Origin of the sequence: Providencia sp. M-27 (assembly GCF_011077905.1) — a bacterium.
Lineage (GTDB): Bacteria > Pseudomonadota > Gammaproteobacteria > Enterobacterales > Enterobacteriaceae > Providencia > Providencia huaxiensis.
The window spans coordinates 97,704-117,267 of the sequence record NZ_JAALBT010000009.1 but is presented as its reverse complement, the minus strand read 5'-3'; the positions used below and the strand labels follow the sequence as shown (position 1 = coordinate 117,267).

The window sequence follows — 19,564 nt, the reverse complement described above, 5'->3', positions numbered from 1 at the left end:
AGATTAAAACCGTTACAGAGTGATTATTCGATGTTCTGAATTTGTTCTCTCATTTGTTCGATTAATACTTTGAGTTCAACTGCTGAAGTTGTGACTTCGCTATTAATTGATTTTGACGCTAATGTATTTGCTTCACGGTTAAATTCTTGCATCATAAAGTCAAGACGGCGGCCAGTTGCCTCTTTTTTCTTCAAGATATTACGTGTTTCTTTAACGTGTGCTTCTAAGCGATCTAACTCTTCTGCAACATCAACACGTTGCGCTAATAAAATAAGCTCTTGCTCTAAGCGGTTGTTATCCACTTGGATTTCAGCCTCTTCTAACTTGTTTTGTAAGCGTTCACGTTGCCATTGTAGAATTTCTGGCATGTGTTGACGTACTTTGGCGACTTCAACTAAGACGCCATCAAGGCGCTGTTCGATGAGCGCATGCAATGAAGCACCCTCAGCTTCACGGCTTTGAATGAAAGCATCAATCGCTTCATCTAAACCCGCCATTAATTGTTCGCTGATGACATCTAAATCTTGTTCGCCAGCTGACATCACTCCAGGCCAACGCAAAATTTCTAATGGGTTGATTTCACCTTCATGGCTGTAATTTTTAACCCAATTCGCTGCACTGATTAACTGGCGTGCTAATTGCTCATTTAGGATTAATTCACCACGATTTGCACCGTCTAACTCAAAGCGTAGACTACACTCCACCTTTCCACGTGTTAAGCGAGAACGCAGGCGCTCACGAATGACGGGCTCAAGGCTTCTAAATTGCTCAGGTAAGCGAATATACGTTTCTAAATAACGTTGGTTTACGGAACGCAGCTCCCAGGCCGCATTCCCCCATTCACCCTTGATATCCCGACGGGCAAAAGCGGTCATACTACGGATCATAATTCGTTCCCATTATCGTAAAAATTTAGGGGATTATAACGCTATGCAGGATGACAGGATAGGCATTATCGCTTGAACAACGTATAATGCGTCCCAATTTGAGTTGATAATGGAGATAACACCATGCGCCCAGCAGATAGACAAGCAGACCAAATGCGCCCGATTACCATCACGCGCAACTATACTAAGCATGCAGAAGGCTCTGTTCTTATTGAGTTTGGCGACACGAAGGTGTTATGTAATGCAACTGTTGAAGAAGGCGTTCCTCGCTTTTTAAAAGGGCAGGGGCAAGGTTGGGTTACCGCGGAATACGGCATGTTACCGCGTGCAACAAACTCACGTAATCAACGTGAAGCTGCGCGAGGCAAACAGACGGGTCGTACGATGGAAATCCAACGGTTAATTGCACGTTCTTTGCGTGCCGCGGTTGACCTTAAAAAATTAGGTGAGTACACAATTACTTTAGACTGTGATGTTATCCAAGCGGATGGCGGCACGCGTACAGCAGCGATTTCTGGTGCATGCGTAGCGCTAGTTGACGCACTGAATAACATGGTTGAGCAAGGTAAAATTGCAAAAAGCCCACTAAAATCAATGGTCGCTGCCGTCTCTGTTGGAATTGTCAATCAAGACGCTCTATGTGACCTTGAATATGTTGAAGATTCTGCGGCTGAAACTGATATGAATGTTGTCATGATGGATGATGGTCGAATGATTGAAGTGCAGGGCACAGCAGAAGGCGAACCATTTAGTCATGAAGAGCTATTGGCTCTATTGGCGTTAGCTAAAACAGGTTTAGATACCATTTTTGAAGCTCAGCGAGAAGCGCTGAAGTAAGTTAATCATTAATTAGGCGGCTGAAAAGTCGCCTTTTTTATGCCTGCTGGTTCATCAATCAATTAGCCAGCCTTGAATATAGATAAACAATCATCAACGAGGAGAATGACCAATGAAAGCCTATCAGCGCGATTTTATCGAACTTGCCATGAAAAAACAGGTACTTAAATTTGGTGAGTTTACGCTGAAATCAGGTCGTAAAAGCCCTTACTTTTTTAATGCAGGGTTATTTAATACAGGGCGTGATCTGGCACTTGTCGGTCGTTTTTATGCACAAGCATTACAAGATAGTGCCATCGAGTGTGATGTCATATTTGGTCCAGCGTATAAAGGGATCCCAATCGCAACGACGACAGCAGTAGCGCTTTCTGAGCACCATGATATCGATATGCCATATTGCTTCAATCGCAAAGAAGCTAAAGACCATGGCGAGGGTGGTATGTTAGTCGGGAGTCCTTTGCAAGGGCGTGTTGTGGTCGTTGATGATGTCATTACTGCAGGAACGGCAATCCGTGAGTCAATGGAAATTATTAAACAACAACAAGCTACGTTGAACGGTGTTCTGCTATGCCTTGACCGCCAAGAAAAAGGGAAAGGTGAAATTTCAGCAGTACAAGAGGTTGAGCGTGACTATGGTTGTAAAGTTTACTCAATTATTACCATGAGCGATTTAATCACTTACCTCTCTGAGCAGGAAGGTATGCAGGAACATTTAGCGGCTATGAAGGCTTACCGTGAACAATACGGAATTGAATAAAAAAAAGCCCTCGCCCAATGATGGGCGGGGTGAGTAGTATAAATAATCGGTTATTGTAACTGAGCTAGAATTAAAGGCCAGCGTGATTCAAATTCGACGGTTGGCCGATAACGAAACTCAGAACGCACAAAACGAGAGAGCATTCCTTCACAAAAGGCTAGTAGCTGAGAAGCAAGTAGTGACTCATCATGAATAAACCCATGGCCATCACGTATTTTTTTCTCTTTTAGCACTTGCCGTAATTGTGATTCTATACGTTCAAATAATTGATTAATACGATCTTGCAGCCTATCTTGCTCAAACATCAGAGCATGGCCGGTCATTATACGCGTTAGCCCAGGGTTTTTCTCGGAAAAACCCAGTATTAGGGCAAGTATTAGTTTAATTCTAATTATCGTATCTTTTTCATCACTTAATATCAGATTAATGCGCGAAACCAACGAGTCTTCAATAAACCCAATGAGGCTATCGAACATTTTCATTTTACTCGGAAAATGACGATACAGCGCAGCCTCTGAAACACCAACCGTAGCAGCAAGTTTTGCTGTTGTGATACGTTGGCTACCATCACTACTTTCTAACATTAACGCAAGAGCCTGTAAAATCTCATCACGCCTGTTACGTTTTTGTGTTGTCGCTTTTTCTGCCATGTCTAATAAGACCCCTGCTAAAACAGCAAAACAAACTATCCAAAATTTTGCTCTTAGTAAAGAGACTTACGAAGCAAAATGGATTTAAACAATATTTAAAATGTAAGTAATGTTGAGCAAGCTTCCTGAAAGAAAATATGCGGCTGATTGTTTTTATCCATAAAGATAGAACCTAATTCAGGTTCTATCTAGCATATTCGTTATCAGGATATTCTATTTATTGACGGCCAGAGTGGCCGAAACCGCCAGCCCCACGCTCTGTTGCGTCAAAGTCATTAACAATATTAAATTCAGCTTGAACAACTGGGACAAATACCATTTGCGCCATACGTTCACCAGGTTCAACGGTAAAAGCTTTGTCACTGCGGTTCCATACAGACACCATGAGTTGGCCTTGGTAATCCGAATCAATGAGACCAACTAAGTTACCAAGTACAACACCATGTTTATGACCTAAACCGGAGCGAGGTAAGATGACAGCAGCAAGACTTTCATCAGCAATGTGAATAGCTAAACCTGTTGGAATAAGCTCTGTTTGACCTGGTGCCAAATCAATTGGTGCATCAATGCATGCACGTAAATCTAAACCAGCAGAACCCGTGGTGGCATAGGCTGGTAGAGGAAATTCATTACCGATACGGCTATCAAGGATTTTTAGGTCAATTTTTTTCATAACGTTGAAGTATCTCGTCAAGTAAATAGTGGCTTAATTCATTTTTATTACAGTGAGGCAAACGGGTATCACCGTTGGCATCAAAAAGATGTAACGCATTGTTATCGCTATTAAATCCGTTATCTGCTAGTGATACATCATTGGCACAAATAAGGTCGAGTTGTTTTTGTTGTCGTTTTTGGCGTGCATATTCTTCCACATTTTGGGTTTCAGCTGCAAACCCAACAACATATGGCCTATTGTGTTTTAGATTTCCAACACTCGCGACGATGTCTGGGTTTTTGATAAGTGTAATCGAAACTTCATCACCTTGTTTTTTTATTTTATTTTCAGCAATGTTTTTTGCTCGATAATCTGCAACTGCTGCGCAACCAATAAAAATATTTTGCGTTGAAATCGTTTTATGGACTTGTTCATACATTTCTAAGCCACTAATGACATCAACCCGGTTAACCCCTTCAGGTGTTCCAATATTTACAGGGCCCGCAATTAAAGTGACTTCTGCTCCACGTTGGCTAGCAGCCTTAGCAATGGCAAAACCCATCTTTCCCGAACTATGGTTACTGATAAAACGAACGGGGTCGAGTGCTTCCCGTGTTGGGCCCGCAGTGATCATTAATTTGATGCCTTGTAAGTCGAATTTAGGGGTAAAAAACTCACTGGTTAGACGAACAATTTCTAGTGGGTCAATCATGCGACCTGGGCCAATATCACCACAAGCTTGGCTACCTGCGTCTGGCCCCCAAATCATACATTGGCGTTGTTGCAATTTGATTAAATTTTCTTGCGTTGCTTTTGCTCTGTACATTTGCTGGTTCATTGCCGGCACAAGTGCAACTGGTGCTGCGGAAGCAAGACAAACCGTTGTGAGCAAATCATTTGCCATTCCTGCACTGAGGCGAGCAATTAAATCCGCAGTAGCAGGCGCGAGAATAATAATATCCGCCCACTTAGCGAGCTCAATGTGGCCCATTGCGGCCTCTGCGGCTGGGTCGAGTAGGTCATCAGAAACAGGGTGCCCTGAAACGGCTTGTAAGGTTAAAGGCGTAATAAAGGCTTTTGCACCGTCAGTCATGACAATGCGCACAACTGCCCCTTTATCGCGCAAACGGCGGGTGAGTTCAGGGATCTTATAAGCGGCAATGCCCCCACTGATACCTATAACTATCTGCTTACCTAATAGTGATAGTTGATTCATTATTTTTATCCAATACGGTCAACATGGGTGGCATATTACCACAGAGAAGCTAGAGGTGGCGCGCTCGATTTTTCGTCACAGTACTATTTTTGCGAAGCGCTACGCAAACCCATATGCGAGGGGTTGTGAATGTTTTCTAGGCTAGATAAAAAAGGTGAAATGGATTTAGGGACAAAGAATATGATGAGTGAACATCTAGACTTACCACCAAGAGAAAAGCTACTTGCATACGGTGCGGCTGCGTTATCTGATGCTGAGCTACTTGCTATTTTTTTGCGTACAGGGAGCCAAGGTGAACCTGTCTTGCAACTTGCGAAGCGTTTAATACAGGAGTTTGGTTCGGTCTATTTGCTTTTACAAGCAGACTACGAAAAACTAAAACAATGTAAAGGAATGGGGAGCTGTAAATTTACCCAATTGCAGGCTGTCAGTGAGTTGGCTCGCCGTTTTTTCTCTGAACAGTTTTTACATGAAGATGTGATGACTGGGCCTGAGCAATTGAAAGCAAAGTTGCTGGATTTATTCGCAGGGCAAGAGCGCGAAGTCTTTGTCGTGATATTTTTAAATAATAAAAATCAGATTATTTGTCATGAGGAATTGTTTAAAGGTACTTTGAACAAAGTTGAAGTTCACCCCAGAGAAATCATTCGCTTTACCATAAAAATGAATGCAAACGGGATTATACTTGCCCATAATCATCCATCTGGTAACCCAGAACCCAGCACCGCAGATAGGCAGGTGACAGAACGGATCCAGCGTGCTTGCGTTATTATGGGGATTAAACTACTTGACCATTTTGTCGTCGGACACAAGCAATGTGTGTCATTTGTAGAGCGAGGATGGTTATAAAATTATTTTTTTGTCTAAAAAATGACAACTTTCTTTGCGTTGGGCTTGAGTGAAAACGATGTAAAGCGTATACTACGCCACCTTTAAGGATCTTGGGTTTGGCGAGAAGGGCCTATCTCAGTAAATTTTTACGTTTTAGTAAAGTAAATCTTTATTTAGGTATCAACGGTTTTTTCAGTCAATGAAAGTTTGCTGAGATGGGCTCCTAAGCCTGACGAGGCGGCCATACCCTGAACAAAAAAGCTCGAGCTGATTAGATTTTTGGAGAATAGACATGTCACGAGTCTGCCAAGTTACTGGCAAGCGTCCAATGAGCGGCAACAACCGTTCACACGCATTAAACGCGACCAAACGTCGTTTTTTGCCAAACCTGCACTCTCACCGTTTCTGGGTTGAGTCTGAGAAACGTTTCGTAACACTGCGTGTATCTGCTAAAGGTATGCGTGTTATCGATAAAAAGGGTATTGATGCTGTTCTTGCTGAACTGCGTACCCGTGGTGAGAAGTACTAAGGAGCTAAAAAATGGCTAAAGGTATTCGCGAGAAAATCAAGCTAGTCTCTTCTGAAGGTACAGGTCATTTCTATACCACTACGAAGAACAAGCGCACAATGCCAGAAAAACTGGAACTGAAAAAATTCGATCCAGTTGTTCGTAAGCATGTGATCTACAAAGAAGCAAAAATCAAATAATTTTGCTTTCTGCGTTAAAAACTCAGCTTCGGCTGAGTTTTTTTTTATCTAAAATTTGGGTTGTCGCTGATATGTGCATTCGAAGCTATGACCATGATTATGAAAGTAGTAACATAGTAAGTATTCATTGAATTAATAATGATATTTGTTGTCGAATGACTATCGTCTTTTACATATAGACTTGACTAAGAGTGCCTGGTGAAAAAACAGTTTAAAAAAATTCTTGTGATCAAGATGAGGTTTCATGGGGACATGTTGCTGACAACACCGGTTATCAGCTCATTAAAACACCGATATCCTGATGCTGAAATTGATGTTTTACTTTATCAGGATACTATCCCCATTCTCTCTGAAAATGCTGAAATTAACGCGTTATACGGCATATCTGGGAAAAAAAGTGGTGGGCTGAGTAAAGCATGTAATTTTATTAAGTTGCTGCTAAAGCTGCGTAAAAATAAATATGATTTAGTTGTTAATCTAGCAGACCAATGGATGGTGAGTGTATTGGTTCGGGCTATTCCTGCTAGCACAAAAATTTCCCATCAGTTTGCCCATCGAGATTCTAAATATTGGCGTAACAGTTTTACGCATTTGACAGAGCCTGAGGGCGAGCATGTTGTTCTAAATAACTTATCAGTGCTCAAGCCGTTAGAAATAAAAGAACTAAAAACACATCTAACGATGGCTTATTCAGAGCAGGATTGGAAAAATATTGATGAAAGGCTGTTAAGACTGGGTGTTCATAGCAGTTATGTCGTTATTCAACCAACAGCACGCCAAGCTTTTAAGTGCTGGGATAATGAAAAATTTTCAGCCGTCATCGATGCATTGCAATCTCGTGGCTATCAAGTAGTTTTAACTTCGGGGCCGAGTAAAGAAGATTTAGAATGTATCAATGAGATTGCAAATGGCTGCCAAACAAAGCCTGTTACTGAACTTGCAGGGAAAACTTCATTTCCTGAGCTAGGCGCATTGATTGCTCATGCCGCGTTATTCATTGGTGTTGATTCTGCACCAATGCACATTGCTGCAGCAGTCAATACACCCATTGTGTGCCTTTTTGGTGCGACAAATCATGTTTTTTGGCGGCCTTGGAGCGATAATAGCGTGCAATTTTGGGCGGGAGACTATGAACCCATGCCGCCGCGAAATGAACTTGATCGCAGTAAAAAATATTTATCTATTGTCCCTGCATCCGATGTAATTAAAGCAACAGAGAAAATGTTGCCGATGAATATTCGCTCTATGATGACAAGGTATTAACATGAATTTGGCATTTTGCTTATATAAATACTTTCCGTTTGGTGGGTTACAACGGGATTTTCTACGTATTGCAACCGAATGCCAATCACGTGGGCATCACGTACGTGTCTATACCCAATCATGGGAAGGTGATAAGCCGGATGGTTTTGAAATTATTATCGTGCCGGTGACATCGAAGACGAATCACGGACGCAATGCACAATATTATGACTGGGTGTTGGCGCATTTAAAGCAGCATCCTGTTGAGCGGGTAATTGGCTTCAATAAAATGCCAGGCCTGGATGTGTATTATGCAGCAGATGTCTGCTATGCCCAGAAAGTCGCTGAAGAAAAAGGTTTTTTTTATAAGCTGACACCTCGCTATAAACATTATGCCGAATTTGAAAAAGCCGTTTTTGCTGTGGGGAAACCGACACAGTTATTAATGTTAACGCCACATCAAATTAGTCATTTCAAAAAGCATTATGAAACCGAAAATGAGCGTTTCCATATGCTGCCTCCCGGTATCGCCCAAGATAGAAAGTATGATAAGCAAATTGTAGATGCGAAAAGAGTTTATCGTGAAAAAAATCAAATACCTGAGTCTGCATTTTTAGTATTACAGGTGGGTTCTGACTTCAAACGCAAAGGTGTTGACCGTACGATAAAAGCCATTGCGGCATTGCCCGATGAGATTAAGAAAAACACGTTATTGATGGTAGTTGGCCAAGATAAACCGGCGAAATACCAACAATTAGCGAAAACGTTAGGCATCGGTTCGCAAGTTTCTTTCTTTAGCGGCCGTAATGATATTGCAGAATTAATGGCTGCAGCCGATATATTAATGCACCCGGCTTATCAAGAAGCGGCAGGTATTGTGTTATTAGAAGCGATTACTGCAGGTTTACCGATTATTGTCACAGAAGTGTGTGGATATGCTTCATTTATTAGCCAAGCTCAATGCGGTATTGTGATAAGCGAACCCTTTGAACAAACGGTTTTAAATTTGGCATTAGTCGATAGCTTAAAGAATTCGGTTCAATTAGCGCAATGGGCAAGTAATGCGCGATATTTTGCGGATACAGAAGATTTGTATAGTTTACCAGAAAAAGCCGCAGATATTATTTTAGGGGGAAACAAATGATTGACTTAAAAACCCCTTTTAATGAATTGTGGAAAAACAAAGATCCTTTTATCGAGACAGATAAGTTACAAGGTGAAGTTTTTCGTGCGTTAGAGACGCGTAAAACGCTGCGTTTTGAACTTGAAGGGCGCAGCTATTTTATAAAAATTCATTATGGGACTACACTGAAAGAAGTCCTTAAAAACTTATTATCTTTTCGGTTACCTGTATTAGGGGCGGATAGAGAGTGGAATGCTATTCATCGACTTACTCAAGTGGGAGTTGATACTATGAATGGCCGAGCTTTTGGGCAAAAAGGGATTAATCCTCTTCGTCGCCACTCCTTTATTATTACTGAAGATTTAACTCCGACGGTGAGTTTAGAAGATTATTGTGCGAATTGGCTAGATAACCCACCAACGTTTAGTACTAAACAAATGATTATTCGTCGAGTGGCGAAGATGGTGCGTAAAATGCACGCGGCTGGTATTAACCATCGTGATTGTTATATTTGCCATTTTTTACTGCATTTGCCATTTGCGGGAAATGAAGAACAGCTAAAAATATCGGTTATTGATTTGCACAGAGCACAACTCAGAAATTCTGTTCCAACTCGCTGGCGAAATAAAGACTTAATTGGTTTATATTATTCATCATTAAATATTGGGCTCACTCAGCGTGATATTTTTCGTTTTATGAAGATCTATTTTGGCTTATCGCTACGAGATATCTTGCAACAGGAAGCGCTATTGATCGCTAAAGCGGAAAGTAAAGCAGCACAAATTAAAGAACGTACAATTAGAAAGTCATTGTGAGTCAAGAGAGAAGAGAGATATAAATGTTCTTCAATAAAGAAAATGCGGTTACACAGCAAATTGATTTATCGTCACCTGATGCGATTGTTAATAATGATAGCTTACATATTTCCTATGGTATTGACCGTAATTTTTTATATGGTTGTGGGATCTCGATGGCTTCTTTATTAAAAACAAATGCTGATATCTCTTTTTCATTTCATGTATTTACTGACTACTTTGATAACGAGCAAAGTCAATTATTTAAACAGCTTGCAGAGCAATATAAGACGAGTATTAGAGTTTACTTGGTTGACTGTGAACAGCTTAAATCGCTGCTGAGTACCAAAAATTGGTCATATGCAACGTATTTCAGGTTTATTATTGCGGATTACTTTTCAAATCAGCTAGATAGAATGATCTATATGGATGCAGATATTATGTGCCAAGGGACGCTGCAGCCATTGTTAAATATTCAATTTCAAGATGATGAAATCGCTGCTGTTGTGCCTGAAAGGGATCGCAATTGGTGGCAAAAAAGAGCTGATGCTTTAGGTGTCCCGGGTATTGCTTCGGGGTATTTTAATGCAGGGTTTTTAGTTTTAAATTTAGTGAATTGGTCAAAATTTGATATCTCAACGAAAGCAATGGATTTACTTTCCCAAGATACTGTGAAAGCAAAATTATCCTATTTAGACCAAGACATTTTAAATATGCTATTAACAGGGAAAGTTATTTACCTTGATAGCAAGTACAACACTCAATATAGCATCAATTATGAGCTGCAAAAAGGTAAAAAAGAGAACCCAATAACGTCTGAAACTGTATTGATTCATTATATTGGCCCAACTAAGCCTTGGCATGAGTGGGCAAATTACTCAACAGCTCAGCCCTTTATTAATGCAAAAAATGCATCACCTTGGAAAGACATTCCGTTACTGAAGGCTAAAAGCAGTAATCATTTGCGATATTGTGCGAAGCATATGTTTAACCAAGGAAAGGTTTTCTCTGGGATAAAAAATAATCTTCAGTATTTCTGGGTTAAACTAAGTTAAATAATAATTGGGTAAGTTATGTCTTTTTTAGAAAGAAATGAAAGTATTCTCTCAAAGTATAACAAGGCTTTGGTACTAATCTTTGTTGCTCTTTTTTTTGTGGAAAATGTAACCAGATATAAGCATATTCTGTTCTATTTGATGATAGCCACATCTTTGGTTTATCTGTCTTTAGATACAAAAAAAGTGTTAAAAAGATTAAATAATAAACTTTTATATTTAGTTGTTGCTTTTTCTATTTTTCTTTATGTATCAACATCTTATTCAGATATGTTAAGTGTATCTATTAAAACTATTAACAATAATTTATTGAATTATGGAATACTAAGTTTATCACTTTTATTGCCAATTATTTTATATAGAGAAAGCCTAAAAGAGATTTCAAAACTATTATTAACGAGTTTTACTGCATCGTTAGCCTTAGTTTTACTTGTTGAGTTATGCCGCTACTATATAGCCTATCAGCAGGGTATTTTACCGTTTACTACTTATGATTTTAGGCATGTTTCGGATGCGTTAGTTTTTTTCTTTCCAATACTTCCTATTCTTTGGTATTTATTACCCAAATCTAAACTTATTTATTTTTATCTTTTAAGTATTGTATTTCTGTTTGTTTTACTCGGAACGCTTGCTCGAGGGGCATGGGTTGCAGTTGCAGTCGCTGGGTTATTATTTTTATGTTTTAAACGTCCTTGGAAACTAATTGGAGTTGTATTATGCCTTTCGGTAATTTCACTTATTTCAATTAAACTAATTTATCCTGATACAAGTAAAAAACTGTTTTATAAGTTAGAGCAGACGGATAGTACTCACCGTTATACTAATGGAACTCAAGGAACCGCTTTTGAGCTTATATTGGAAAATCCAGTTATCGGATATGGGATTGGCGATAAAATATACCATGAGAAGTACAATAGTGTTGTAAAAAATCACCCGGAATGGACATTTAAGCAGTCTATTGGGCCCCATAATATTTGGCTTTATATTTGGTTTGGTGCGGGCATTGCAGGGTTAGCGATATTTAGTGCGGTATTTTTGTCAATGTGCTATTCCTCAATGCAAGGGATTAAAAATAGGTCTGATGCACCGGAAATTTACTTTGCCTTCATTGCATTGCTGTTAAGTCTTATTGGCTTTTATCTGGTTCGTGGAATGTTTGAACAAGTGGACCTTAAACCCTTAGGAGTTCTTTTGGGGTTTTTAATCGCCATGATGGGGCATAGTTCAACCAAGCAGAAGAGAGTTTGCCATGAATAACCTGATAACAAATAAATATCTGTTAAATGAGGGGGCTAATGCGAGTAATGCCTCATTACCATGTCTTGATGTTATTTATGGTTCGGATGAAAACTATCAGTTTGGTGCAGGTGTTTCAGCGGTCTCTTTACTTATTAATAACCCAAATACGTTCTTCAGATTTCATTATTTTTTAGATAAAGTCAGCCCTAGCTTTTTAGAGAAGTTGAAGGCTATTTCTCATCAGTTTTCAACTGAATTTCATGTTTATGAGTTGGATAATCAATTATTAAAAACATTACCGGCTTCTGATGTTTGGTCCTCAGCGATGTACTTTCGGTTAGTTGCTTTAGATTATCTTTCGAAAGATTATGATGTTGCCTTATATTTAGATGCGGATGTTATCTGTAATGGTCAATTAGATTTGGCAGCTAATTTAATTGAAGACAAAGTTTGTGGTGTTATTGCTGATGACATCGGTGTAAGAACAAAAAGTGAAACGCGACTACACACACCACAGTTAGCTGAGACCTATTTTAACTCGGGTGTTATGTTTGTGAATTTAAAGAAGTGGCACGAAAAACGAGTTACTCAGCAATGTTTTGAGTTATTGTCTGCAGAAAATGCGAAACAACGGTTTAAATACCCTGATCAAGATGTACTAAACCTTATTTTAAGAAATGACCTGATACTGCTTAATAAAAAGTTTAATACAGTTTATACCTTAAAAAATGAGCTGTATGACCGAACACATCAAAAATACCAAACCATTATTACACCTGAAACGGTTTTAATTCATTACACTGGTGTGAGTAAGCCTTGGCACACATGGGCGAACTATCCTTCTTCTCAGCCTTTCTATAAAGCATTAGCGCAATCACCTTGGACAAAGGATGATTTAAAACATGCCATTAAATTTGTTGAAAGGAAAAAAGAATATAAGCACCTATTAAAGCGAGGTGCGTATTTATCAGGTATTTTGTCAGGTATTCATTACTTGTTTGAAAAATATACAAAAAAAAGAAAATAATATGATGATTAATAAAATTGTCTTAACAGTTTCTCCTATATTTTCTATACCGCCTAAAAGTGCGGCAGCAATTGAATCGTGGATGTACAATGTCGCTAAACGATTAGACATTGAAAACCGAATCGTTTGTATACAAAATGATGGATATAGTGCTCATTCTGTTGTTAATGAGCATTGTGAAATTGAGCGCATTAAGTTTGGGAAAGTGTATACAAGGCTATTTAAGAAATGGACAAGATTAGACCCATATTCTTATGCAGATAGAATTGTCAAAATTAAACACCAATTTTCGCCAAATCCGAATGAAAGCGTTATTTTTGTTCACAATCATATTAAATCCTTCAAAAAAATAATTAAGAAAGAAGGGCATAATAACGTTGTGTTACACATGCATAATTTGTACGAGCCTAAAGATGTTCCTGAAGACATAAAAATCATTGTACCAAGCCACTTTATGAAAAATTGGTACAGGGAACGTTTACCAAATGCGTTTATTGAAGTGGTGCGTAACGGGTTCGATGGTGAAATTTATGCTCAATCACCTGAGGTCAAGCGTGAGGATTTTGGGCTAACAGTAGAGGATAGGACTGTTTTATTTGTCGGAAGAGCAGCCAAAGGCAAAGGACTGCTTGAATTAATGCAAGCATGTCAAATTTTCTTTGAAGAAGATCCTAGCTATAAACTTGTCATTGTGGGAGACCTAAATACGGCATCAAAAGGTGAGTTGGCGCAATATCAAAACGAAGTAAAAAATTTTGCAAAAATTTTGGGTGAGCAGTGTATTTGTTTAGGTGAGGTTCATCCTGAAAAAATTCGACACTATTATGCTCTCGGGGATATTATTGTTGTTCCCTCTATTGAGCCAGAATCATTTTGTATGGTTGCACTTGAAGCAATGGCTTCGGGTCGCCCTGTGATAGCAAGCCAGCGAGGGGCAATGGTGGAATTTATTTCCCATAATGAAACGGGGTTTATTTTCAGGGAGCCGCTTTCGCCTTTAAGTATGGCGGAGGATATTACTAGTGCGTTAAATCACCCAAATAGTCAAGAAATAGCCTATCATGCTAAGAAACATGCTTATGATAATTTTACTTGGGAAATTGTTAAAGATGAGCTCATGAGGGTGATTGCAAAATGGTATCCCTAAGCAAGGAATGTGAGTTTATATATGCCAGAACTACCAGAAGTTGAAACCAGCCGCCGTGGAATAGAGCCACATTTAGTCGGAAATACAATATCTTACGCAGTTGTACGCAATAGTCGATTACGTTGGGCGGTTAGTGAACAGATTAAAAGTTTATCAGACGAAATAGTTCTGAGTGTGCAACGTCGCGCTAAGTATTTGCTGATTGAATTACAAAAAGGTTGGGTTATTGTTCATCTGGGCATGTCTGGTAGTGTGCGTATTTTGACCGAAGAATTACCTGAGGAAAAACATGACCACGTGGATTTAGTCATGCGAGATGGCAAAGTGCTGCGCTATACAGACCCTCGTCGGTTTGGCGCTTGGCTCTGGTGTGATGATTTAGAAAATAGTTCTGTGCTTGCACACTTAGGCCCCGAGCCATTATCAGACGCATTTAACCCGCAGTATCTTTATGAATTAGCGCAAAAGAAAAAAGTGGCTGTTAAGCCGTGGTTAATGGATAACAAAGTGGTTGTTGGTGTAGGTAATATTTATGCCAATGAAGCATTATTTGCGACGAAAATATCACCTGAAAAAATCACTAATACATTAACATTGGTTGAAATTACCGAGCTCGTGCAACAGATCAAAAAGGTGTTACAACGCTCCATTGAGCAAGGCGGCACGACACTAAAAGATTTTTTACAGTCGGATGGTAAGCCAGGTTACTTTGCCCAAGAGTTGTTTGTCTATGGGAAAAAGGGGGAACCCTGTTCAATGTGTGGTACGCCAATAGAAAGCATTAAACAGGGGCAACGTAGCACCTTCTTTTGCCCACAGTGTCAAAAATAGTGCGCTTTTACTATTTTTTATTGAGTTTCTTTAGCATTGCCTCAGCAACCACTGGGGGTAGGAAAGATGAAATATCACCATCGTGAAGAGCAACATCTTTGATCAAAGAAGAAGAAACAAAGGATAAACTTTGCGATGGTAATAAAAATACGGTTTCCAAGTCAGGAACAAAATGGCGATTCATATTCGCTAATTGCCACTCATACTCGAAATCAGCTACAGAACGAACCCCTCGAATAAGAATATTGGCACCATTTTTTTGCGCAAAACTAGCCATCAATTCAGAAAACCCAACAACTTCAACATTATCAAGGTGAGAAGTGACTTCTTTAGCTAGGGCAACGCGCTCATCAAGGGAAAACATCGGGTTTTTTCGTTGACTATTCGCAATAGCCAGCAAAACATGGTCAAACATTGCTGCTGCTCGGGTAACAATATCAACATGTCCTGATGTCACAGGGTCAAACGTACCAGGGTAAATAGCCTTATGTTTCATGGCGATAGTATCTCGTTGTTTGTATTTTCTATTCGAAAAAACAGCATGAATAAGCGCTAACATTATCGGCTATCTAGCATGGTTGCAACTGTAGATGAGATTTTACCGCTATTTTTAGGTGCATATTCTGCACACTTTTATTTGCGCTTTATGGTAAGATAGCGCCAATTTTGGTAAGTGAATCAGATCGAATGTTATTGCTGCGTCTATATCAGGTACTTCTTTATCTTATCCAACCATTTATATGGGTTCGCCTATTGCTGCGCAGCCGTAAAGCGCCTGCGTATCGTAAACGTTGGGGCGAACGTTATGGCTTTTGTGCAGGAAAAGTAAAACCTCAAGGCATTTTATTACATTCAGTTTCTGTCGGGGAAACCCTCGCAGCCGTTCCATTAGTCCGTGCACTTCGCCATCACTATCCGTCTTTGCCAATTACAGTGACCACGATGACGCCAACTGGCTCAGAACGTGTTCTTTCTGCGTTTGGTGATGATGTCGACCACGTCTATTTACCTTATGACCTCCCTGGTTCAATGCGCCGTTTTCTGAAACAAGTCGACCCAAAACTTGTGATCATTATGGAAACTGAGTTATGGCCAAACATGATTAATCAATTGCATAAACGTAAAATTCCATTGGTTATTGCAAATGCGAGACTTTCTGAGCGCTCTGCTGCGGGGTATCAAAAGCTCGGTAGCTTTGTGAAACGTATGCTACGTAATGTCACGATGGTCGCAGCACAACATCAGGAAGATGGTGAACGCTTCGTTCAATTAGGGTTACGGCGGATGCAATTGAGTGTAACGGGGAGCTTGAAGTTTGATATCTCAGTGACGCCTGAATTAGCTGTAAGGGCAATAACTTTGCGCCGCCAATGGGCAGCACATCGCCCTGTCTGGATAGCGACCAGTACTCATGAGGGTGAAGAAGCCATTGTATTAGAAACCCATCAAAAATTGCTATCCCGTTTTCCTGATTTGCTTTTAATTTTAGTTCCTCGCCATCCAGAACGTTTTGCAAAAGCAGAAGAGTTGACCCAAAAAGCTGGCTTAACGTTTATTCGTCGTAGCGCTAATACAATCCCTACAGCAGATATCCAAGTGGTGATCGGTGACACGATGGGTGAATTGATGCTGTTATATGGAATTGCAGATATTGCCTTTGTTGGGGGAAGCTTGGTCGAAACTGGGGGGCATAACCCACTCGAAGCAGCAGCCCATGCGCTACCCGTGTTAATGGGGCCTCACACATTCAATTTTAAAGATATTTGCGGAAAACTGACTCAAGCCGATGGATTGATTACGGTAACAGACAGTGAATCGATGGCCCAAGCCGTGACGAGTTTGCTTTCTGATGAAGATTACCGGTTATATTATGGACGTCATGCCGCCGAAGTTCTTCATGAGAACCAAGGTGCCCTCCAAAGATTATTAAAATTATTGCAACCCTATTTGCCTCCGCGAGAGCAATAATGCCAAGTAATGTCTTTTTTTGAATATTAACTTGAACATTACAACAATAGATTGTGAATATTTTCTGGCACATCCTAGTATTGCATTTAAACTATAGTAGACTTCCCTGCTTATTATAGAGTCATTCGATTTGGTTTATTGCTATTAGGGTAGTATCCAAATGGAATGTTGGAACTTTTGTTTATTTTTCTAAGACTATATGCCAGCCACTAATCAATCAATTTCAAATAAATATGTTTATGTATGGGTCATAAGCTATGCCATAGCTTGGATCTTAGCGAGTTTTTATTTCGACCCAACCGTACCTTATGACACAGTAGAAGCGGTAAATTGGGGGATGAACGGGGAGTGGGGATCACCTAAAAACCCATGGTTTGTTGGCGTCATGATGTGGCCTGCAATTTACCTTGATATTTCCTATAGTTTTTATTGGTATTTTAGCCACTTTGTGGGTATTGCATTCGGTTTACTTGGCGTGTGGAAGCTGGCTTTTCGTTTAACTGGGCGCCGCGACCTCGCTTGGTTTGCAATGCTAATGTTGAATTTATCAGGTGTCATTAATTTCGATATCATTCCTTATAATGATAACTATATTTTAGTGACATTATGGCCTTGGGTTATTTATTTCTTTTTACGTGCCGTTGATGATAATCCTGCATGGTGGTTACCGTTTGCTTTATTTGCTGGCCTTGCAACAATGGGGAAATACTCAACTTTGGCGCTAGTTGGGTCTGTTTTCTTGTTAACTATATTTGTGAAACACGTTCGCCAAAGTTATCGCCACCCTGTTTTTTACCTTGCGATTGCGTTGTGGTTTGCTTTGGTATTACCAAATTTCTTTTGGTTGATGGCAACGGACTTTTCGGCTTTCAAATGGGTAGATTCACAAATCGACCCTGGGTTTAATCTTCATACCACACAAGCGGCGCTGAGCGTGTTTTATCCGTTAGTGATTGCAGCGATTATCATTTATTGCAGCGGTGGAAAGTTAGGGTGGCCGAAAGCGGCAGCGAATCGTATGGCTAACTTTATTCTTCTTTTTCCTCTGATTGTGATCTACGGTTGGTTCTCTTTTCACGATGGCGGCCGAATAACTGAATGGCTGCAGCCATTTATGGCGATTAGTGCACCGTTATTTGTCGGCTCTATAACAGTGATGCCTAAACAGCCATTGAAAAAATCGCTAATTGGTTTGGCTATCTTTGGTGGCGTGGTTATTGCGGGGTACCTTATTGTTCAAGCAGCTAATATTCGCGGAGCAGGGCAAAAATTTATTGGCGTGAAAACCTTGATAGCAGACGGTGAGCAGCGCTGGTATCAGCGCTATGGTATGCCAGTTAAATATGTTGGCGGGGAAGATAACCAATATCAATGGTTTATTATTTATGGCAAGGATAGGCCACATGTCATTCAGCCTTGGTCGATGGAAAAGCATATGCCACCGAATATCTATAACCGTGATATTACGGAAGCTGAAATTCGCCAACATGGGGCGTTATTGCTGGGTAAGAAATATGATGATTGCGCCCATGAAAACTTCGCTAAGGTACGTAAGTTCTGGCCACAATTTACGATAGAAAAAGAAGATGTGGTTTATCGTTCTGAACCGGATGCCGCACCTGAAACCATGTGCTTTGGGTTTATTGCACCAGAGAAGTAATTTCTAGTTGAGAATAGCGCCTTTTTAAAGGCCTATTCTTACATATTAGACATATTTACCGAATTAATTTTAACGATATAGCCAAACGTATAAAACGGTTGTATTTTGAACCATGGTTGAATAATCTAAATACATCACGCCATTTCATATACCCTAAGTAATTTAATTGGAAAATGTCTGGGTATTTACTAGCGCAGGTTAAGAATATACCTTGGTCATCATCAACAATGCCTGAGGATAAAAATTCTTTTTGAGTTTCAAATACAATTTTATAAAACTCTGGCCATTTTTCTTTACTGGCCACTAATACACCACCAATTATATGTGGATTATTATTTAGAACTGTTTCTAATATTGCATTTTTATCTGTTAGAGCTAGTGTATTTTGTATAGAAAACAAATGGATCTTATTAGGATTAAAAGAATGATGCCACTCAGTTATACCATAAATACTTCCATTGTTTCGTAATCAACAAGGTCTAGATCAATCGCTTTTTTGACAAAAAAAGGTTTTAGGTTATTAATCAAAACATACTGTGGCGACCAGTACTCAGGCGCACGTAGTAATTTAGGCTTAATTAGTTTTTTAAATTCATCGCTATTTTGAATTTGTGCAATTTTTTTTAGAATAAACTTAAATTTTTTATCAAGATTAATTGTGATTATATGAGTTACTTTACCTTTTCTCATGGAGAGAATTTCTTCTTGTAAATCTGAAGTTGTAAAGATAATCATATCGTTATCAAGTTTTGCTAACCTATTAAAATACTTAAAGTAAGTTTCATTTGTACATTCTAGTGAATTTGGACGACCATTTTTTCTATTCCAATTTCCTCTACCGATGTCAAAAAATGCCGTTATGATTGTAATTGAATTATTCATTATAATTAATGTCTGGTATTGGGTAGACGAAAAAGGTTGCCTACGTAAATGATGT

At 39.5% G+C, this 19,564-nt stretch carries 22 protein-coding genes; 15 read left to right on the top strand and 7 right to left on the bottom strand.

Annotated features, from left to right (window positions below):
- Positions 1 to 23: 23 nt before the first annotated feature.
- A complete protein-coding gene (locus G6Q48_RS14215) occupies positions 24 to 887 on the bottom strand; it encodes a YicC/YloC family endoribonuclease (protein WP_166267148.1) in 864 nt (287 codons plus the stop codon).
- A 123-nt stretch (positions 888 to 1,010) separates the two neighbouring features.
- On the opposite strand from G6Q48_RS14215, the gene rph reads away from it, so the two are divergent.
- Both rph and pyrE read left to right on the top strand, forming a co-directional pair.
- Complete coding sequence (rph, locus tag G6Q48_RS14210; RefSeq protein ID WP_166267146.1) at positions 1,011 to 1,724, top strand: ribonuclease PH; 714 nt, start codon at positions 1,011 to 1,013, stop codon at positions 1,722 to 1,724.
- Positions 1,725 to 1,836: 112 nt separating this feature from the next.
- Entirely contained in the window at positions 1,837 to 2,481 is a 645-nt protein-coding gene (gene pyrE, locus G6Q48_RS14205) for an orotate phosphoribosyltransferase (RefSeq protein WP_166267144.1), read from the top strand.
- A gap of 50 nt (positions 2,482 to 2,531) precedes the next feature.
- On the opposite strand, the gene slmA is transcribed toward pyrE, so the two are convergent.
- From slmA to coaBC, 3 genes are all read right to left on the bottom strand, one after another.
- The gene (gene slmA, locus G6Q48_RS14200) at positions 2,532 to 3,131 is read right to left on the bottom strand and encodes a nucleoid occlusion factor SlmA (RefSeq protein ID WP_004265112.1); all 600 of its coding nucleotides are present in this window, start codon (positions 3,129 to 3,131) and stop codon (positions 2,532 to 2,534) included.
- Between the two features lie 217 nt (positions 3,132 to 3,348).
- Positions 3,349 to 3,804 carry a dUTP diphosphatase gene (dut, locus tag G6Q48_RS14195; RefSeq protein ID WP_166267142.1) on the bottom strand — a complete coding sequence of 152 codons (456 nt, stop codon included), beginning with the start codon at positions 3,802 to 3,804 and terminating at the stop codon, positions 3,349 to 3,351.
- Positions 3,791 to 5,002: a bifunctional phosphopantothenoylcysteine decarboxylase/phosphopantothenate--cysteine ligase CoaBC gene (gene coaBC, locus G6Q48_RS14190; RefSeq protein ID WP_166267140.1), complete on the bottom strand. Its 1,212-nt coding sequence runs from the start codon at positions 5,000 to 5,002 to the stop codon at positions 3,791 to 3,793. The genes dut and coaBC overlap by 14 nt, the downstream gene beginning before the upstream one ends.
- Positions 5,003 to 5,185: 183 nt before the next feature.
- Here coaBC and radC point away from each other — a divergent pair, with 183 nt between their 5' ends.
- The 11 genes from radC to mutM all read left to right on the top strand — a co-directional run bounded on the left by radC (position 5,186) and on the right by mutM (position 14,999).
- Entirely contained in the window at positions 5,186 to 5,851 is a 666-nt protein-coding gene (gene radC, locus G6Q48_RS14185; protein WP_166267222.1) for a RadC family protein, read from the top strand.
- Between the two features lie 274 nt (positions 5,852 to 6,125).
- Positions 6,126 to 6,362, top strand: a complete 237-nt coding sequence (rpmB, locus tag G6Q48_RS14175) for a 50S ribosomal protein L28 (RefSeq protein ID WP_004265123.1) — start codon at positions 6,126 to 6,128, stop codon at positions 6,360 to 6,362.
- Positions 6,363 to 6,373: 11 nt separating this feature from the next.
- Positions 6,374 to 6,541, top strand: a complete 168-nt coding sequence (rpmG, locus tag G6Q48_RS14170) for a 50S ribosomal protein L33 (RefSeq protein WP_004265124.1) — start codon at positions 6,374 to 6,376, stop codon at positions 6,539 to 6,541.
- 198 nt (positions 6,542 to 6,739) lie between these two features.
- The gene (gene rfaQ, locus G6Q48_RS14165) at positions 6,740 to 7,804 is read left to right on the top strand and encodes a lipopolysaccharide core heptosyltransferase RfaQ (RefSeq protein WP_166267138.1); all 1,065 of its coding nucleotides are present in this window, start codon (positions 6,740 to 6,742) and stop codon (positions 7,802 to 7,804) included.
- 1 nt (position 7,805) lies between these two features.
- Positions 7,806 to 8,927, top strand: a complete 1,122-nt coding sequence (locus tag G6Q48_RS14160) for a glycosyltransferase family 4 protein (RefSeq protein WP_166267136.1) — start codon at positions 7,806 to 7,808, stop codon at positions 8,925 to 8,927.
- Positions 8,924 to 9,721, top strand: coding sequence for a lipopolysaccharide core heptose(I) kinase RfaP (gene rfaP / locus G6Q48_RS14155; protein ID WP_166267134.1), 798 nt, complete (start codon positions 8,924 to 8,926; stop codon positions 9,719 to 9,721). The genes G6Q48_RS14160 and rfaP overlap by 4 nt, the downstream gene beginning before the upstream one ends.
- Before the next feature lie 23 nt (positions 9,722 to 9,744).
- The gene (gene waaO, locus G6Q48_RS14150) at positions 9,745 to 10,755 is read left to right on the top strand and encodes a lipopolysaccharide 3-alpha-galactosyltransferase (RefSeq protein ID WP_166267132.1); all 1,011 of its coding nucleotides are present in this window, start codon (positions 9,745 to 9,747) and stop codon (positions 10,753 to 10,755) included.
- An 18-nt stretch (positions 10,756 to 10,773) separates the two neighbouring features.
- Positions 10,774 to 12,012: an O-antigen ligase RfaL gene (gene rfaL, locus G6Q48_RS14145; RefSeq protein ID WP_166267130.1), complete on the top strand. Its 1,239-nt coding sequence runs from the start codon at positions 10,774 to 10,776 to the stop codon at positions 12,010 to 12,012.
- Entirely contained in the window at positions 12,005 to 13,021 is a 1,017-nt protein-coding gene (locus tag G6Q48_RS14140; protein WP_166267128.1) for a glycosyltransferase family 8 protein, read from the top strand. Before rfaL ends, G6Q48_RS14140 begins: the two co-directional genes overlap by 8 nt.
- Before the next feature lies 1 nt (position 13,022).
- Entirely contained in the window at positions 13,023 to 14,168 is a 1,146-nt protein-coding gene (locus G6Q48_RS14135; RefSeq protein ID WP_239979016.1) for a glycosyltransferase, read from the top strand.
- A gap of 21 nt (positions 14,169 to 14,189) precedes the next feature.
- A complete protein-coding gene (gene mutM, locus G6Q48_RS14130; protein WP_166267126.1) occupies positions 14,190 to 14,999 on the top strand; it encodes a bifunctional DNA-formamidopyrimidine glycosylase/DNA-(apurinic or apyrimidinic site) lyase in 810 nt (269 codons plus the stop codon).
- Between the two features lie 10 nt (positions 15,000 to 15,009).
- Here the strand turns inward: mutM and coaD are convergent, their stop codons facing one another.
- A complete protein-coding gene (gene coaD / locus G6Q48_RS14125; RefSeq protein ID WP_166267218.1) occupies positions 15,010 to 15,495 on the bottom strand; it encodes a pantetheine-phosphate adenylyltransferase in 486 nt (161 codons plus the stop codon).
- Positions 15,496 to 15,686: 191 nt separating this feature from the next.
- Here coaD and waaA point away from each other — a divergent pair, with 191 nt between their 5' ends.
- Together waaA and G6Q48_RS14115 are read left to right on the top strand one after the other, a co-directional pair.
- Positions 15,687 to 16,967, top strand: coding sequence for a lipid IV(A) 3-deoxy-D-manno-octulosonic acid transferase (waaA, locus tag G6Q48_RS14120; RefSeq protein WP_166267124.1), 1,281 nt, complete (start codon positions 15,687 to 15,689; stop codon positions 16,965 to 16,967).
- Positions 16,968 to 17,166: 199 nt separating this feature from the next.
- Positions 17,167 to 18,627: a glycosyltransferase family 39 protein gene (locus G6Q48_RS14115; RefSeq protein WP_166267122.1), complete on the top strand. Its 1,461-nt coding sequence runs from the start codon at positions 17,167 to 17,169 to the stop codon at positions 18,625 to 18,627.
- A 55-nt stretch (positions 18,628 to 18,682) separates the two neighbouring features.
- Here the strand turns inward: G6Q48_RS14115 and G6Q48_RS22445 are convergent, their stop codons facing one another.
- Both G6Q48_RS22445 and G6Q48_RS22440 read right to left on the bottom strand, forming a co-directional pair.
- Complete coding sequence (locus G6Q48_RS22445; RefSeq protein ID WP_256372934.1) at positions 18,683 to 19,027, bottom strand: WlaTC/HtrL family glycosyltransferase; 345 nt, start codon at positions 19,025 to 19,027, stop codon at positions 18,683 to 18,685.
- A 38-nt stretch (positions 19,028 to 19,065) separates the two neighbouring features.
- Positions 19,066 to 19,509: a WlaTC/HtrL family glycosyltransferase gene (locus G6Q48_RS22440; protein ID WP_256372933.1), complete on the bottom strand. Its 444-nt coding sequence runs from the start codon at positions 19,507 to 19,509 to the stop codon at positions 19,066 to 19,068.
- Positions 19,510 to 19,564 lie beyond the last annotated feature (55 nt).

Coding starts and splice junctions, on each gene's coding strand:
- radC (WP_166267222.1), top strand. CDS start 5,186: ATGAGTGAACATCTAGACTTACCACCAAGAGAAAAGCTACTTGCATAC.
- G6Q48_RS14135 (WP_239979016.1), top strand. CDS start 13,023: ATGATGATTAATAAAATTGTCTTAACAGTTTCTCCTATATTTTCTATA.
- rfaP (WP_166267134.1), top strand. CDS start 8,924: ATGATTGACTTAAAAACCCCTTTTAATGAATTGTGGAAAAACAAAGAT.
- pyrE (WP_166267144.1), top strand. CDS start 1,837: ATGAAAGCCTATCAGCGCGATTTTATCGAACTTGCCATGAAAAAACAG.
- G6Q48_RS14140 (WP_166267128.1), top strand. CDS start 12,005: ATGAATAACCTGATAACAAATAAATATCTGTTAAATGAGGGGGCTAAT.
- rfaL (WP_166267130.1), top strand. CDS start 10,774: ATGTCTTTTTTAGAAAGAAATGAAAGTATTCTCTCAAAGTATAACAAG.
- G6Q48_RS22440 (WP_256372933.1), bottom strand. CDS start 19,509: ATGAATAATTCAATTACAATCATAACGGCATTTTTTGACATCGGTAGA.
- slmA (WP_004265112.1), bottom strand. CDS start 3,131: ATGGCAGAAAAAGCGACAACACAAAAACGTAACAGGCGTGATGAGATT.
- G6Q48_RS14215 (WP_166267148.1), bottom strand. CDS start 887: ATGATCCGTAGTATGACCGCTTTTGCCCGTCGGGATATCAAGGGTGAA.
- G6Q48_RS14115 (WP_166267122.1), top strand. CDS start 17,167: ATGCCAGCCACTAATCAATCAATTTCAAATAAATATGTTTATGTATGG.
- waaO (WP_166267132.1), top strand. CDS start 9,745: ATGTTCTTCAATAAAGAAAATGCGGTTACACAGCAAATTGATTTATCG.
- coaD (WP_166267218.1), bottom strand. CDS start 15,495: ATGAAACATAAGGCTATTTACCCTGGTACGTTTGACCCTGTGACATCA.
- rpmG (WP_004265124.1), top strand. CDS start 6,374: ATGGCTAAAGGTATTCGCGAGAAAATCAAGCTAGTCTCTTCTGAAGGT.
- rpmB (WP_004265123.1), top strand. CDS start 6,126: ATGTCACGAGTCTGCCAAGTTACTGGCAAGCGTCCAATGAGCGGCAAC.
- waaA (WP_166267124.1), top strand. CDS start 15,687: ATGTTATTGCTGCGTCTATATCAGGTACTTCTTTATCTTATCCAACCA.
- mutM (WP_166267126.1), top strand. CDS start 14,190: ATGCCAGAACTACCAGAAGTTGAAACCAGCCGCCGTGGAATAGAGCCA.
- dut (WP_166267142.1), bottom strand. CDS start 3,804: ATGAAAAAAATTGACCTAAAAATCCTTGATAGCCGTATCGGTAATGAA.
- coaBC (WP_166267140.1), bottom strand. CDS start 5,002: ATGAATCAACTATCACTATTAGGTAAGCAGATAGTTATAGGTATCAGT.
- rph (WP_166267146.1), top strand. CDS start 1,011: ATGCGCCCAGCAGATAGACAAGCAGACCAAATGCGCCCGATTACCATC.
- G6Q48_RS14160 (WP_166267136.1), top strand. CDS start 7,806: ATGAATTTGGCATTTTGCTTATATAAATACTTTCCGTTTGGTGGGTTA.